This is a genomic window from Nocardia otitidiscaviarum NBRC 14405, from assembly GCF_000308635.1.
GTDB lineage: Bacteria > Actinomycetota > Actinomycetes > Mycobacteriales > Mycobacteriaceae > Nocardia > Nocardia otitidiscaviarum.
Map to the genome: position 1 here is coordinate 175,854 of NZ_BAGD01000054.1, position 15,094 is coordinate 190,947.

A 15,094-nucleotide genomic window follows, 5' to 3' on the forward strand; every position below is an offset into this window, starting at 1 on the left:
GGCCACACGCGTCTGCACCGCAATCGAATTATCAGGGCAAGGCGACAAGGGTGATGGTGGAACCCGGTTCGACCTTCGCGCCGGGCACGCTGCTCTGCGAGATGACGATCGAGGAATCACTCGGGGCGAGCTGCCGCACCGACACGCCCAGGCCGAGGGCCTCGAGCTTCGCGCGGGCGTCGCCGACGCTGGAACCGAGCAGACCCGGCACCTCCACGGCATTGGAGATGAGCAGGACCACGCCCTGACTGGAGTCGATGGTGGTGCCGGCGGCCGGATCGGTCCCGGCCACCTCACCGGCCTTGACCTTGGAGTCGAATTCGACCCTGGTGCCGGTGACCTCGATGCCGACCGCGTCCAGCGCGGCTCTCGCCTCCTCCTCGGTCTTGCCCCGCACATTCGGGAGCTCGACCGGGGCGGAACCCTTGCTCGTGTACACCTTCACGTCCGCGCCCATCGGCAGAATCGTGCCGGGGTCCGGATCCACCTTGGCGACCGTGCCCTCCGCCGCCGTACTGGAGACCTCCCCGGCATCCACCGGGGTCAGTCCGGCATCTCTGATCGCCTGCTCGACGCTCTGCACGTCCTGGCCCGGTCGGATATCGGGCACCTTGGGTTTGCCGCTGGAGATGAGCACCGCCACCGTGGAACCCTTGACCACCTTGGTTCCGGCAGACGGATCGGTGCCGACCACATTGCCCATCGGAATCGTGTCGGACGCCTTGTCTCTCACCTCGGTGTCGAAACCGGCGGCCTGGAGGGTGGCGACGGCGCGTTCGCGGTCCATTCCCGCGATGGCCGGAACCGCTTCGTAGCGGCCCACACCCAGCCACCAGCCGCCGATGCCGAGCAGCAGGGCCAGCACCACCACCGCGCCGAGCCACAGCACGGCGGTGCGGCGGGATCTGCCGCGATCGGCCAGGTAGCCGTTGCGCGGCGGTTGATCGCCGTGCGGGGGCAGGGTGGGCGGTGGTGCGTGCGCGGCCGACTGCGCGTAGTCCGGAGGTAGCTCCCGGGCCGCCGTCATCACCCGGGTGTGCTGGTGGGCGGGCGGTGCGGCCGCCTGCGGCACCCGCGTGGTCGGCGGCTCGGCCGGAAGCCGCGTCGTCATATCGGCGGCACCGACGGGGGCCGGGCGCGAACGGGATTCGGCCGGTGCGGCCGGTGCCGGGGTGGGGCCGACGCGGTAGCGGGCGCTGAGGTGTTCCGCGGATTCCTGCGGTGCGGGCACCCGGTAGGCGGGCAGTTGCAGCACCTGGGCGATGCGGCGGATCTCGGCGGCCATCTCGTTGCCGTCGGCGAAGCGGTGCGCGGGTTCGCGGGCGGTGGCGTGCGCGACCAGCTCGTCGAATTCCGGTGGGACGCCGGAGATGTGGTGGCTCGGGCTGGGGACGTCGTTCTCCACCCGCTGCAAGGCGATGGACAGCGAGTTGTCGCCGGTGAACGGGGTGCGCCCGGTGAGCATTTCGAAGATGAGCACGCCCGCGGCGTAGACGTCGCTGCGCGCGTCGGCGTGGCCGCTGGTGACCTGTTCGGGGGAGAGGTAGGCGGCGGTGCCGAGAATGACGCTGGCCGAGGTGATATTGGCGGCGGCCACCGCCCGCACCAGACCGAAATCGGCGATCTTGACCTCGCCGGAGTCGGAGATGAGCACATTCTCCGGTTTGATGTCGCGGTGCACCAGCCCGGAGGAGTGCGCCACGCCGATGGCCTGCATGACCGGTTCGATCACGGCGCGCACCGCGTGCGGGGGCATGGGGCCGCGTTCGCGCAGCAGTTCGCGCAGGGTGCCGCCCTCGACCAATTCCATGATGAGGAACGGGTGGTCGCCGTCCACACCCTGGTCGTAGACGGCCACCAGGGCCGGATGCTTGAGCTTGGCGACCGCGCGCGCCTCGAGTTCGAAACGGGTGAGGAACTGGGGGTCGGCGGCGAATTTGGGATCCATCACCTTGATCGCGACCGGGCGGTCCAGACGGGTGTCCTCACCTCGGAACACCATTGACATACCGCCACGCGCGATCGGCGCATCGATGCGGTAGCGCCCTTCCAGGATCTGGCCGATCAAGTGTTGCCCTTCCCGATATTTCCCTACGGGGACCCGTACGACTCACCCGATCGTAGTCTGGACGGGGTGTGATGCGACGTTGCCGCCGCGACGGACTACCGTTGTGCGGGTGAGTGCCTTCCCTTGCAGCGACGACGTCCTCCCGGCTTCGGTCACCCTGATCCCGCTGCCCGATGTGGCGGACCAGCTCGGCATGGTCGTCACCCGGGTGCATCAGATGCTGCGCGACCACCAGCTCATCGCGGTGCGCCGCGACGGGGTCGCCGGTATTCCGAAGGACTTCTTCGACTCCACTGGCGCCGTCACCAAACACCTGACCGGTCTGATCACCGTCATGCGTGACGCCAAGTACACCGACGAGGAAATCCTCGAGTGGATCTACACCGAGGACGACTCCCTGCCCGGCCGTCCCATCGACGCCCTGCACGGCCCGCTGGCCCGCGAGGTCATTCGCCGCGCGGCCGCCGATCCGTTCTGAGCCGAGACTACCGAGCCGAGACAACCCCGCCTCCGGCGACGACACGCCGGAGGCCGAGCCGATCAGTCGCGCGCGTCGCATGCCGTGCGGTGGCGAACTCGCGGGCGGCGACCCGGAGGCGGCGGTGGCGGGGGACCGTGGCGCGGCGGGTGAAGATCTCGTAGTCGTGGCGTTCGATCTCGTCGAGGATGCCCGCGTAGAGGGCGGCGGCGGTGCGGATGGCAGGGCGCACCCGGGGCCGCAGCAGATCTATGCCGGGGGTGGCGGTGCGGTAGACGGCGCGGTTGGTGGCGATGAGGTGGGCCAGGGCCCGGCGCACACGCGGGTCGGTGCGGCCGGTGGCGCGGCAGTGGCGCAGCAGGTCGTCGTGCACGCCGAAGGCGGTGAGTTCGTCGGCGGGCAGGTAGACGCGGCCGCGGTCGAGGTCCTCGCCGACATCACGGAGGAAGTTGGTGAGCTGGAAGGCCTCCCCGAGGGCGGCGGCGGCCGGTTCCGCCGCGGCGGTGGGAACCACGGTGCCGAGGACGGGCAGCAGTTGCAGGCCGATGGCGGCGGCCGAACCGGCCATGTATTCGCGCAGGGCGGCCATGGACGGATAGCGGTCGCGGAACAGCGGGCTGCCGGGGACGTCCATGCGCATGGAATCGAGGAAGACCCAGAAGTGTTCCGGCGCGATGGCGTAGCGGTGAATGGTGTCGGCCACGGCGGCCAGGACGCGCGAGCGCGGGTCGTGAGACTCGGTGGTGGTCGCTTCGTCGCCGGATAGTCGGCGGAGGCGGGTGCGGAGGTCGCGCTCGATGTCATCCAGGTGCGCCGCACTGGATTTCGCATGGTCACGGCCGCCGGTGTGGTCGACGATATCGTCGACCAGCCGGGCGAACGCGTACAGCGCGTGCACGGCGGGGCGCTGCTCCGGCGAGAGTAGCCGCGTGGCCAGGAAGTAGGTGCGGCCGTGGGTGGCGGCGATCCGACGGCAGTCCCGGTAGGCGCGCGTCAGTTCGGCCGAGGAGCTCACTGCGTGTGCGCCGACGACGCGGTGGCCGACGAACCCGCCGCCGTGGCCGACGAACCCGCCGACGCGGCGGCCGATGACACATCCGACGCCGAGGACCCCGACACCGGGGCGGCCATGGCCGTGCCCGCGCCCGTCGCGGCGGGCGGCTCGGTCCGTGAGCGCGTGTGCTCGGTGCTCAGCCGCAGCGGATCCACGGTGCGCAGCGCCAGCGCCGCCACCACGGCGGCGAAGGTGGCCGCCGCGACATGCAGCCAGTTGTAGAGCCCGATCGACCCATCGGGGTTGAACACCAGCATCAGCCAGGTGCACAGCCCCACCAGCCACTGCAGCGTCCGGGTGGACAGTGCGAATCCGGCGGCCAGCGCGAGCGGCCACGAGTAGTACCAGGGCAGCGCCGCGGGCGAGAGGATCACGATGGCCACGAACGCGATGCAGATGCCGAAGACGGCCTCGCGCTCACTGTGCCGGAACCGCCACCACGTCCATACCAGCCCCACCACCAGCGCGACCGCGCACAGCATGCGCGTCACCGACAGCACCGATTCCAGCCGCAGCGGCGACACCCAGGTGACCATGTGCGCCATGATGGTCGGCGCGGACAGCCAGTTGATGATCTTCTTCGAGCCGGACAGCGCCGTCAGCCAGCCGATACCGACCCCGGCCAGCGCCGAGGCGGCCACGAAGACCGCCGCGAACACCGAGACGCCGAGTCCGGCGATCTTGGCGAACATGAGCACCGGATGCGGCAGTTCCCCCTCGTCGTCCGAGCCCTGCGCACGCGCCAACTCGGCCCGCCGGTCGCGCTCATGGATCATCCAGATCCACACCAGGAACGGCAGCGCCACCCCCGCGGTGGCCTTGATGGCCACACCGATGGCCAGCACCACGAATCCGGCGACATGGTGCTTCTCCAGCACCAGCGCGATGGCCGCGGCCATCAGCCCGACCATCAGCATCTCGTTGTGCACGCCGCCGATGAGATGGATGAGCACCAGCGGGTTGAGCACCGCCAGCCACAGCGCCGTGGTGGGCTTGCCGCCCAGATGCTTGGTCAGATGCGGCACCGCCCACAGCATGAGCGCCAGCCCGGGCAGCATGACCAGCCGCAGCGCTATGGTCCCGGCCACCACATTGTCACCGGTGATGGAGGTGATCCCGTCACCGAGCAGCAGGAAGATCGGGCCGTAGGGCGCGGTGGTCAGCGTCCACACATTGGAGACATTGTCCAGCAGCACACCGGGATTGACCACCGGACCGACCTGGTAGGGGTCGAAGCCGTCGCGCAGCAGCGCGCCCTGCGCCAGATACGAGTAGGCGTCGCGGCTGAACATCGGCACCGCGAACAGCAGCGGGAAGATCCAGATGCCGACGATGGCGCGCAGTTCGTTCAGGGTCACCGCCGGACCGCGCACGGTGCCGATGGTGATCCGCCCGAGCCGCACCCAGGCGGTGATCATGGCGAGCACGCCGATCCACACGAACAGCGTGGACAGGTAGTAGCCGTGCCCGAACCGCAGCCAGGACAGGTGCGCGGCCTCCAGCAGCGGGTCGCGGCGGCGCACACTGCCCGCTCCGAACCCGCCGAAGGTGATCATGACCGCGCCGAAGAAGCCGAGCAGCGCCGCCCGGCCCTCCGGGCTGCGGATGAAGTCCGCGACGTAGGCCCAGCGGCGGCGCGCGGCGGCCTCGCCGTCGGTCCCCGTGCCGATATCGTGTCCGATGCTCACCATGCTCTGTCCCGAAATCGCTGTGCCGGTGGCCGCTGTCGTCGGCCCTGGGGTCGCCACACTGTCGCCGGAGGCGTCCGGTGCGGTGGCGGCGTCCGTGTCGGGGGTCGGCATTGGCGGTCGTTCCCCCCGGAAAGGTCGGCGGTCTGGTGACCGCATCGGATTCTGGACGCGGGCCAGTCTAGTGCGTCGGCGACGGGGCCACCGCGTCGGTGCGGCCGGTTCCGGTCCGGGCATGTCGCACATCACCCGTGATGCGCGCCGCGGCGAGTCGTCCGGAGAGCAGAACGGTCGGCACGCCGACGCCCGGGGTGGTGCCGCAGCCTGCGAGAACGACATTGTCGCGGCCGCGCACCAGGTTGCGGGTGCGGAAGGGGCCGGTCTGGCGGAACAGGTGCGCCGCCGAGAACGGCGTGCCCGCCACCATGCCCCGCTCCAGCCAGGTGCGCGGAGTGTCGACGTGGTCGATGCGGAAGTGCTCGGAAATCCCTTGGTAGCCGCGCGCTTCCAGGGTGAGCAGGAGTTCGCGCAGATAGGCCGGACCCAGTCGGTCCCAGTCCAGCGGCGCCGCATCGAGATTGGGGCAGGGTGCCAGCAGTGACAGCGGTTCGTACCGGGTGCCCGCGCGGTCGAGGTAGAGGGTCGGATCGGTGAGCGCCGGCCGGGTGAGCAGCAGCGACGGATCGCTCATGAGCGCGCCACGGCCCGGTCGGGCGGCGATCTCGGTAAAGGTGTCGTCCCAGGCCCGGCCGAAATCGATGGTGTGATGCGCCCGCACCGGCCAGGATTCGGTCTCCCGCGCCGGAATGGTGCCGTGCGCGACGACCGCCGACGGGGAGGCGCGCAGCCAGCGGCGGCGGCGCACGCCGAAACGGTCCAGATCGCCGAGGTCGGCGGTGAGCACCACGGCATCACAGGGCAGGGTGCTGCCGTCGGCGAGACGGACGGCCCGGGCCCGGCGGCCGTGATAGTCGATGCCGGTGACCTCGGTGTTCACCGCGAGGGTGCCGCCCGCCGCGGTGAAGGCGCGGGCCAGGGCGTCGGCGATGGCGCGCATCCCGCCCTCCGGGTAGTACACGCCCAGGCAGGTGTCCATGTACGGGATCGCGCCGTAGACGGCGAGGGCCCGGGCGGGGGCCATCCCCGCGAACAGGGCCTGGAAGCTGAACAGGCGACTGAGCTGCTCATCGCCCAGCATGCGCCGCACCCGGGGGCCGAGGCGGCCGAACGCGCCGATGCGCACCAGTTCGGCCAGCGCCGTGCGCTTCTCGGGGATACGGACCATATCCAGCGGGGAGTCGAAATTGGTGTCCATGAAGGGGCCGAACTCGGCCCGGTAGACCCGGTGCAGCCAGTCGCGTAGTCGCCGGTAGCGCCGGGCGGCGGCGGTGCCGCGCACACGGGTGATCTCGGCGGCCATGGCGTCCGGATCGGCGTGGACAGCGATGACGGTGTCGTCGGCGAAGCGTGCGCGGTAGGCGGGGGACACGTCGAGAATGCGCAGCCCGACCGACTCCCGGGTGTGCCCGACCGCCGCGAGCGCCTGGTCGACGAGTTCGGGCAGGGTGAGAATGGTTGCCCCGGAATCGATCTCGTAGTCCGGGCCGCGATAGCGGCCGACCCGCCCGCCCGGGTGGTCGGCCCGCTCCAGCAACGTCACCTGTCGTCCGGACCCGGTCAGGTGCAGGGCGGCGGCCAGTCCGGCCAGTCCCGCGCCCACCACCACGACCCGATCGGTCGGTCCCGCAACAGTTCTCATTCCACCGCTCCGTGTGATTCAGTAGGCGCGCGCCGTCGCGGCCTGCGCCATCTTCCGAAGATGGGCTTTGGCTTCGGCGGTGGCGGTGCTGTCGTCGAGGGCGGCCAGGCCGCGGTCGGTGAGGTCGGTGATGCGCCGTTCCACCGCGTCCACCGCGCCGAGATCGGTGATGACGGTGCGCAGCCGCGCCACCCGGTCGGCGTCGAGATCCGCGCCGAGGCTCTCGCGCAGCAGTCGCGCCGCGGCCGGATCGGTGGCATCGGCGCGGGTCAGGGCCTCGGCGACGAGGACGGTGCGCTTGCCCTCGCGTAGGTCGTCGCCGGAGGGTTTACCGGTGATCGCCGGATCGCCGAAAACCCCCAGCAGGTCGTCGCGCAGTTGGAAGGCGATGCCGATATCGGTGCCGAATTCGCGGTAGGCCGCGATGAGGTCCGGGTCGGCGTCGGCGAGTGCGGCGCCCATGTGCAGCGGCCGTTCGATGGTGTAGGCGGCCGTCTTGTAGCGGTTGATCCGCAGGGCCGCCGCCACGGATTCGTCCCCCGCGGACTCACCGTGGATATCGAGCAGCTGCCCGCCGAGCACCTCGGTGCGCATGGCCGCCCACACCGGCGCGAACCGGGCGCGGGCGGCGGCGTCCAGCCCGGCCTCGTGGGTCATATCGTCGGCCCAGGCCAGCGCGAGGTCACCGATCAGGATGGCGACGCTGGTGCCGTAGTGGTCGGCATCCCCGGCCCACCCGGCGTCGCGGTGCCGCTGCTCGTAGTCGACGTGCACGGTCGGAAAGCCGCGCCGGGTACGGGAGGAGTCGATGATGTCGTCGTGGATGAGGGCGCACGCCTGCACCAGTTCCAGCGCCGAGCAGGCGGTGAGCACCGCCGCCGCGGCCGGATCGTCGGCGCGTCCGCCCGCCCCGAGCCAACCGGTCCAGGCGAACGCGGGCCGGGTGCGCTTACCGCCGCGCAGCACGAAATCCGCCAGGGCGCGCGCCGCGTCCACGAACACCGGGCCGAGGGGTTCCACGAGTGGCGCGCGGCTGGCGAAGAAGTCGGTGAGTCGCTCCTCGACGGCTGCGACCAGCGACCCCGAGCCCGCCGCCGGAAGGGCCGGGTGACGGGTCGGCGTACCGGGTCCGGCGGACACGGGGGACCTCCTGAGATTCGTGCTCGGATGCCGCGCTGGCAACAGTGGTTCGCCGCCGCCGCGACCGCGGTTCGTCCGCGAGGGAAGTTCGGGCTCGACTGTACCCAGCGGGAGAGCGCCCGTCCGTGGTGGGACAGCCGTCGACCCGCGCGGGTCACACCGCGCCGTCGGATACCTGGGACATCCGACCGAGTGCCAGGTGATCCCGTGTGCACGGCCGGGAACGGCGGCTTCGTCTCGCGTGTGGGCGCAGCCGCCCCGACGTGGCCACGGGCGAGTCGTCTGCGTGGCCGGGGTGTGCGTGGGCCGTATGGGCTGTTGTCCGTGTGCCCGGGGTGCACGGGCCGTAGGGGTGCTGTTGTCTGCGTGGCCGGGGTGTGCGGGGCCGGAGGGACGGACTGCTGTCCGCGTGACCGGGATGTGTCGGACCGCAGCAGGGGCTGTCGCCTGTGTGTCCGGGCCACATACGGGTCGCGGGTGCGGTCTGTCGGTGCCGGTGCCGGTCTGAATGCCGACTGGTTCGTATGGCAGGCGTGTCCGGTAGGTGAGACAGCCGTCTCGTTTCTCGGGCAGGCCGGGGTGTCTGTGCGGGTCGCGACGATCGAGGTGGTGCGGGTGGCGGTCGGGCGCGGGTGTCGCGCCCCCTACACTGGGGCCGTGAGTTTCGACGATGTACGGGGAGCTTCGACCCCTGGCCGAGTTTCCCGCACGCTGCAGGTTTCCGGAACTCCATCGGTTGTGCAGCACCTCGGGCCCCGGCCGGACGGGTCGATTCCGTTCTCGGTGGAGTTCAATCCGCCACGTGACGCCGCCGGGGAGGCACGGCTGTGGCGGGCGGCGCGGGAATTCGAGCGGCTGCATCCGGCCTTCGTATCCATGACCTACGGTGCGGGCGGGTCCACCCGCGATCGCACCATTCGGGTGACGGGGCAGTTGGCGCGGGAGACGACGCTGCTCACCGTGGCGCATCTGACGGCCGTCGACCACAGTGTCGCCGAATTGCGCTCCATCGTCGGCGCGTACGCGGACTGCGGCATTCGCAATCTGCTGGTGCTGCGCGGCGATCCGCCGGGCGATCCGCTCGGGGAGTGGGTGAAGCATCCCGACGGCGTCGAGTACGCCGAGGAGCTGGTGCGCATGGTGCGCGAGCTCGGCGACTTCCACGTGGGCGTCGCTTCCTTCCCGCAGGGACATCCGCGTTCGGTCGACCTGGACTCCGACACCCGCTTCCTGTTGGCGAAACTGCGTGCGGGCGCGGAGTATTCGATCACTCAGATGTTCTTCGACGTCGAGCACTATCTGCGGCTGCGTGATCGGGCGGTGGCGGCCGATCCGGAGCAGGGTGCCAAGCCGATCATTCCGGAACTCATGCCGATCACCTCGCTGCGCACCGTGCAGCGGGCCGAGGAACTGTCCGGCCGCCCGCTGCCCGCCGCGGTGATGGAACGCCTGCGCAAGGCCGCGGGGGACGGTCCCGAGGAGAATCGCGAGGCCGTGCGCGCCGCCGGTATCGAGATCGCCACCGAGATGGCGCAGCGGCTCATCGACGAGGGCGCGCCCTGCCTGCACTTCATCACGCTGAACTTCGCCAAGGCCACCGGTGAGGTGCTGTCCAACCTCGGCTACACGGTCACTCCCGCACCGGTTCGCGCCTGACCGCGCCGGGTGAAATGCCCGGAATGCACTGGTCACGGGAGTAATGTCCCTCCTCGACCGCGACTCCGAGGAGACAGACATGCTGATGTTTCACAACCTCGTCCGAGTGGTGGGCGCCCTGAGCGCCTGCGCGGTCCTCGCGGGCCCCGCGACCGCCGCCCCGAGCCCGGGCGGGCCGGAGTCGGACGCGAGCACGGCCATCGCCCGCGCCATGGAGGCGGCGGCGCCCGGCGACTGGCTCAGCGCCTACGGCCAATCCGTCGAGCGCCTGGAAGAGTTGGGGGTGCAGCCGTTCCTGTACCCGACGGCCGCCCCGTTCTGCCTGAACTCCACCACCCTCGGCCTGGCTCCCGCGATGGCCGGAGCGATCCCCGGACCATGGCCCAGATTCGCCAGAGACATTCCCGGGCTCGACCTCTCGGCCGTGAAGACAGGCCAGACCATGTTCGCCTTCGTGCCCTACGGCCTGGCCGCCGACGGTGCGGACACCTCCGGTATGCAGGTGGTGTGGCTCAATGCCGATACCGGCCGCTCCGGTTTCGCGCCCATGGGTTCGATGTCCCAGGTGGTGCGCTCCATGATCCCGCCCCAGGTCCCGGCCGAACTCCGCCCGATGGTCGAACGGGCGGTCGCCGACTTCTTCCTCGCCGCCCTGCCGCGCGGCGGCGTCCGCGCCGTCCCGGTCGAAACCGGTTCCGGCACCGTGCTCGCGGCCGTCTTCGGCGTGGTCCGCAACGGCGCGGCCTCCTGCTTCTTCCTGCCCACGGTGGGCATAACCGAGGTGCCCTGATCTCCGCACGGGGTCGCAGGGCGGGTCAACGGGCGAGCGCTGGCCAGTGTCGAGGCGGGGGTCTCGCAGCGCGGACGCCCCCGCAGCGATGGGTCGATGCCCTGCCGCACCGATGCCACGACCAGCGTGAGCCTCGACAGTTCCACTGCGCCATCACGTGACACGACGAAATGCGCGGTCTTCGCCCGCCGCACACTCCGCCCGGCGCTCCCGGACTCCGGAATCCGCTCGGCGGTCCACGCGCCGTACGGCGGGTGAGTGCTGGTGTGCACAGCGTATGTGGGAGTCCTCGCGGTCCGGCCGGTCAACCGTGGATGTCGCGGCTCTTCCAGGTCAGCGTGCCCGCGCGGTGGGCGCGGTGGGAGCGGTAGGACAGGCGCAGGTAGGCGGCGATGGAGAGCGGATGGGCCAGGGCCGCAAGGATATCGGTGACCGACAGGGCGCGGTGGCGCTCGGTGCCGCGGGCCAGCAGCCGGGCGGCGACGGCGGCGGCGTAGCCCAGTAGTCCGGTGCGGCGCAGTCGATCCCGGCCCGCGACGGCGGCCAGCGGGGGCGCCCAGTAGGCGAGGGCGGCGAGGCCCGCGACGGCGGCGCTGCCGGTGCGGCCGCCGTAGGCCGACCACAGCCAGCGGGTGTAGCCGGATTCGAGTTCGGCTGCGTCGCGGTACATTCGGGTGCCGGCGAGACCTCCGGCGGCCGCCAGCACGGTGCGGCGGCCCGCCCGGCGCAGGGCGCGGGCGATGGCCAGATCCTCGGTGATCTCGGCCGCGACCGCCGCATGTCCGCCGATCTCCCGATAGGCGGCGGTATCGAAGACCAGGAACTGGCCGCAGGCCACCGCCATGGACGGGCGGCGAGTGCGGTTGGCCACCGCGACGGGCAGCGTACCCGCCCACGACCAGGCCAGCAGCGGCTGTACCAGCAGTTCGGCGGGGGATTCGGCGCGCTGCTCGGGCCAGGGGCACAGCAGTGCGGCACGGCGGCGGCGCAATTCGGTGACCGCGGCGGCCAGCGCTCCGGGGGCCAGCCGGACGTCGGCATCCAGGAAGACGAGCGCGGTGGGCTCCGTCGCCGTGGCCAGTTCGGCCAGTGCGGCACACGCCGCCGTCTTGCCGGTCCAGCCCGCGCGCGGCTCGGAGTGATTGCGCGCCAGCGTGAATCGATCGTCATCGGCGATGGCCTCGGCGACCGCCTCGTACGTGCCGTCGGCGGAGGCGTCGTCCAGGACGATCACCCGTAGCCGTGGAACTCCTTGCTGCGCACGCAGATCCGCGATGAGCGCGGGCACCCGATCAACCTCGTCTCGGGCCGGAACGCACACCGTGACCGGTTCGATCACACTCTGCCCCACCCGCAGCCTCGGCACGGTGAGCCGATTGACCAGCGCCATGGCAGCCCCGGCCACCGCGATGGCGGCCCCGACCCGCACGACCCGCTCACCGACGCGCACAGCCCGCTGTCGTGTGGGGAAGCCGCGCACAAGCCGCTGCCGCGTGGGAAAGGCGCGCACGAACCGCTCGCGGGCGGGGGAGTCGCCCACGAACCGCTCGCGCGCGGGGAAGTCGCCCACCAACCGCTCGCGCGCGGGCATGCCGCCCACGAACCGCTTGCGCCCAGGAGAGTCGCCTACGAATGTCTTGCGCGCGGGAAAGCCGCCCACAAACGGCTCGCGTGAGGGAGAGCTGCGTACAAGCCGCTCCTTCGTGGGAATCCCGCGCACAGCCCGCTCGCGTGCGGGCGGCGCAGCCCGGGGGTGTGCGGGAAAGATGCTGCGGCGCAAGGCCGGTCGCCTCTACTCGGCGGGCGTTCGTGGGCCGCGGCCGGGGCGGATCCAGCGGGCGGCGCGGACGTATTCGGGGGCGTCGGGGTTGCGGTTCATGTAGGCCAGCACCGCCACGATGGCGGCCACGGCCAGGGTGATGCCGCCGACGATGCCCGCCCAGCCCGCGAAGGAACGGGTATTGGGATCGGCGTAGCCGACCTCGGCGCGCAGGGTGGACACATCACCGGCGGGCAGCTTCCAGGTGACCACCGAATCGCCCTCGCGGGTGCCGTTGGTGGTGCCGACGCGGGCCGGGAAGGCCACGGTGAACTGCACATCCGAACCGTGCGGCGGCAGGCTCCCCAGATCGACCCGGCCGGTGAGGGTGACCAGGTCGCCGAGGCGGTTGAAGGCGAGGGTGAACATGCCCTGGGTCTGATCGGACAGCGCGCTGAGCTGCTGCACCTCACCGAAGGTCAGGTCCTCGAAGTACACCTGGCTGCCGACATAGCCGTCCTGCGAATAGGACTCGACGCGCACCTTGCCGGTGAGCGCATCCGGCGCCTTCAGCTGCGGACCCTTGTCGTCCTCGCTCTGCGGGACGGCGGCGGCGACGATCCGCCCCGAGACGCGGTCGTTCGACGACACACCCATGGACGCCTGCACCCGCAGGCAGCCGGAGAGCAGCGGCAGCAGCAACGCCGCGAACAGTAAGACGGCGGTCACCCGGACCGCACGGCGCGGTCGCCGCGCGGTCGGCGCGGGTTCGAGCGGGTCGGCTGCGATGGCGGTCTTCGGACTCGGCTGCACGGCTCACATCGTGCCATGACGCACCGGCCGCAGCGTGATTCGACGGGCGGACAACGCCCGCACCAGCGGAATCCCCAACACCCCCAGCCCCACCACCCCGTAGCCCGCCGACACCGGCAACCCGAGAAACACCGCATGCGCCAGTGCCGAACCCAGCCAGGTCCACAGGAGTACGGCCACCGGCACCGCCACATCCCCGGATCGGACCGCGACCGCGGCAGTGTCCGCCCTGCGAGCAGGGGCAGGGGCGATCGGTGGCTCGGCCGGGTCGTGTCCGGCGGCTGGCGCGTTCGCCGGGCCCGGTGCCGCGTCCGATACGGCTGATGGCCCGGTCGTACTCGGTCCCGCGGATGGCGAAGCGGCCGGAGTGTTTCGACCGGCGGCGACAACGGGTGAGACGGGGGCGGCGTCCGGCCGATCGGTGGCGGCCGCGTCGGTGGCTGCCGATTCTGTGGTGGCTGGTTGCGTGGTTGTGGTGGCCGGTTGGGTGGTGGTAGCTGGTTCGGTGGCTGACGGTTCGGTGGCGGTGGCGGTGGCAGCGCTGGCGGGTGGTGCGGTGGCTGGCCGTGCGGTGGTGGGTGTGCGCTCGAGGTTCGGTACGGTCCGCTCCCAGAGCGCCAGCAGTCCGGCCATCACCAGGCCGACGGCGAACCAGCCGAGGTAGTTCGTCAGCGGAATCTCCGGGAGTCCGGGCAGGCCGGGCCAGGGCGAGCACCAGGTCCACTGTCCGTCCGCCACCATCTGCGGATCCAGGAACAGATCCCAGCCGACCGCCCCCACGGCCGTCATCATCACCCGCGTCACCGTGCGCGAGTACAGCTGCCTCGCGACGATCCACACCGGGTACAGGCCACCGGTCCAGGCCAGCGCCACCACCAGCGGCACCCCCGCCACCGACGGCCCGATCCGCCCGCTCGCGTAGTCGTAGCAGCCGAACGGGAATCCCGTTGCCGTGCCCACCATCTCGGCCAGCAACCCGACCCCGGACACGATCACCAGCACACCGACGGCCCACCGGACACCCCGCGTCCGCCCGGCATGCGTCACAGCCGTTGCCGCGGAGAGCAACACCACCGCCACGGTCACCCGATCCCGCGCCACCCCGGCCGTCAGCGGATACAGAATCTGCACCGCCACCAGCAACACCGCCGGAACCACCGCCACCGGCCACCACGCTGTTCTCACCGCCCACACAGCGCACCTCCACCCCATCGACCACCTGGTGAGCCAGCCCGCCTCCGCACTCCGGCTGGACGATCGATCACGGGGAACTGATGGCGGCATCGCCCGAGAGCGGCCCGCCGCCAGTTCCCCCTCGCAGAGTCGACGGGGTGTGGTGCGGCGGCGCGGGGGTGGGGTGGGGCCGTGGTCGGGCGGGCTGCGCTGGTCATGGGCGTGGTCGGTGGAAGCGGCGGCGGGTGGTGCGGTGGACGAGGTGGGCGACGGTGCGGCCGCTGGCTCCGGAGACGCCGCCGCCGGGGTGGGTGGACGCGCCGGTGAGGTAGAGGCCGGGGGCACCGGGGACGCGGTGGGCGGCGAGTTCGGGGAGGGGGCGCCAGGCGAACATCTGGTCCAGGGACATCTCCACGTGCATGACGTTGCCGCCGCGCAGGCCCAGCTCCCGTTCCAGGTCGGCGGGGGTCTGTACGTGGCGACGCAGCACGGTGTCCGCGAAACCCGGTGCGTGCGCCTCGACCTCGGCGATGATGCGGTCGGCCTCGCGGTCGGCGTGTGCGCTCCAGTCGCTGCCGTCGGCGAGCGCGTAGGGATGCCACTGCGCCCACAGTGAGAGCTGGTGTTCCCCGGCGGGCGCGATACTCGGATCGAGGGCGCTGAAACTCATGGCCAGCACCACCGGGCGCGGCGGTAGGTCGCCCGCGAGCGCGGCC

The 15,094-nt window shown here is 71.4% G+C and carries 12 protein-coding genes; 3 read left to right on the forward strand and 9 right to left on the reverse strand.

Going from position 1 to position 15,094, the window contains the following annotated elements; all coding sequences use genetic code 11:
* Window positions 1–31: 31 nt before the first annotated feature.
* Entirely contained in the window at window positions 32–2,068 is a 2,037-nt protein-coding gene (gene pknB, locus ON31_RS10855) for a Stk1 family PASTA domain-containing Ser/Thr kinase (RefSeq protein ID WP_039812278.1), read from the reverse strand.
* Between the two features lie 109 nt (window positions 2,069–2,177).
* On the opposite strand from pknB, the gene ON31_RS10860 reads away from it, so the two are divergent.
* Window positions 2,178–2,546 carry an Rv2175c family DNA-binding protein gene (locus ON31_RS10860; protein ID WP_039812377.1) on the forward strand — a complete coding sequence of 123 codons (369 nt, stop codon included), beginning with the start codon at window positions 2,178–2,180 and terminating at the stop codon, window positions 2,544–2,546.
* A 7-nt stretch (window positions 2,547–2,553) separates the two neighbouring features.
* On the opposite strand, the gene ON31_RS10865 is transcribed toward ON31_RS10860, so the two are convergent.
* From ON31_RS10865 to ON31_RS10880, 4 genes are all read right to left on the reverse strand, one after another.
* A complete protein-coding gene (locus ON31_RS10865) occupies window positions 2,554–3,561 on the reverse strand; it encodes a phytoene/squalene synthase family protein (protein ID WP_063821463.1) in 1,008 nt (335 codons plus the stop codon).
* Window positions 3,558–5,291 carry an alpha-(1->6)-mannopyranosyltransferase A gene (locus ON31_RS10870; RefSeq protein WP_081592364.1) on the reverse strand — a complete coding sequence of 578 codons (1,734 nt, stop codon included), beginning with the start codon at window positions 5,289–5,291 and terminating at the stop codon, window positions 3,558–3,560. Before ON31_RS10870 ends, ON31_RS10865 begins: the two co-directional genes overlap by 4 nt.
* A gap of 178 nt (window positions 5,292–5,469) precedes the next feature.
* On the reverse strand, window positions 5,470–7,047 hold the full coding sequence (crtI, locus tag ON31_RS10875; RefSeq protein WP_039812280.1) for a phytoene desaturase family protein: 1,578 nt from the start codon (window positions 7,045–7,047) through the stop codon (window positions 5,470–5,472).
* Between the two features lie 18 nt (window positions 7,048–7,065).
* A complete protein-coding gene (locus tag ON31_RS10880) occupies window positions 7,066–8,187 on the reverse strand; it encodes a polyprenyl synthetase family protein (protein ID WP_051037077.1) in 1,122 nt (373 codons plus the stop codon).
* Between the two features lie 711 nt (window positions 8,188–8,898).
* On the opposite strand from ON31_RS10880, the gene ON31_RS10885 reads away from it, so the two are divergent.
* Window positions 8,899–9,843: a methylenetetrahydrofolate reductase gene (locus tag ON31_RS10885; protein ID WP_228807976.1), complete on the forward strand. Its 945-nt coding sequence runs from the start codon at window positions 8,899–8,901 to the stop codon at window positions 9,841–9,843.
* A gap of 79 nt (window positions 9,844–9,922) precedes the next feature.
* A complete protein-coding gene (locus ON31_RS10890) occupies window positions 9,923–10,633 on the forward strand; it encodes a hypothetical protein (protein WP_051037087.1) in 711 nt (236 codons plus the stop codon).
* Between the two features lie 304 nt (window positions 10,634–10,937).
* Here ON31_RS10890 and ON31_RS10895 read toward each other — a convergent pair whose 3' ends face one another.
* The 4 genes from ON31_RS10895 to ON31_RS10910 all read right to left on the reverse strand — a co-directional run.
* A complete protein-coding gene (locus ON31_RS10895) occupies window positions 10,938–12,023 on the reverse strand; it encodes a glycosyltransferase (protein ID WP_081592367.1) in 1,086 nt (361 codons plus the stop codon).
* 402 nt (window positions 12,024–12,425) lie between these two features.
* Window positions 12,426–13,181: an LppM family (lipo)protein gene (locus ON31_RS10900; RefSeq protein ID WP_063821469.1), complete on the reverse strand. Its 756-nt coding sequence runs from the start codon at window positions 13,179–13,181 to the stop codon at window positions 12,426–12,428.
* Window positions 13,182–13,208: 27 nt separating this feature from the next.
* A complete protein-coding gene (locus ON31_RS37830) occupies window positions 13,209–14,369 on the reverse strand; it encodes a carotenoid biosynthesis protein (RefSeq protein WP_255222052.1) in 1,161 nt (386 codons plus the stop codon).
* 223 nt (window positions 14,370–14,592) lie between these two features.
* Window positions 14,593–15,094 (reverse strand): phytoene desaturase family protein (locus ON31_RS10910; RefSeq protein WP_169335007.1); only part of this gene is annotated, 502 nt, incomplete at its 5' end.

What these genes read in the sequence shown, in the direction of transcription:
- ON31_RS10870 (WP_081592364.1), bottom strand. Translation starts at nt 5,291, where the DNA reads ATGGTGAGCATCGGACACGATATCGGCACGGGGACCGACGGCGAGGCC.
- crtI (WP_039812280.1), bottom strand. Translation starts at nt 7,047, where the DNA reads ATGAGAACTGTTGCGGGACCGACCGATCGGGTCGTGGTGGTGGGCGCG.
- ON31_RS10890 (WP_051037087.1), top strand. Translation starts at nt 9,923, where the DNA reads ATGCTGATGTTTCACAACCTCGTCCGAGTGGTGGGCGCCCTGAGCGCC.
- ON31_RS10895 (WP_081592367.1), bottom strand. Translation starts at nt 12,023, where the DNA reads ATGGCGCTGGTCAATCGGCTCACCGTGCCGAGGCTGCGGGTGGGGCAG.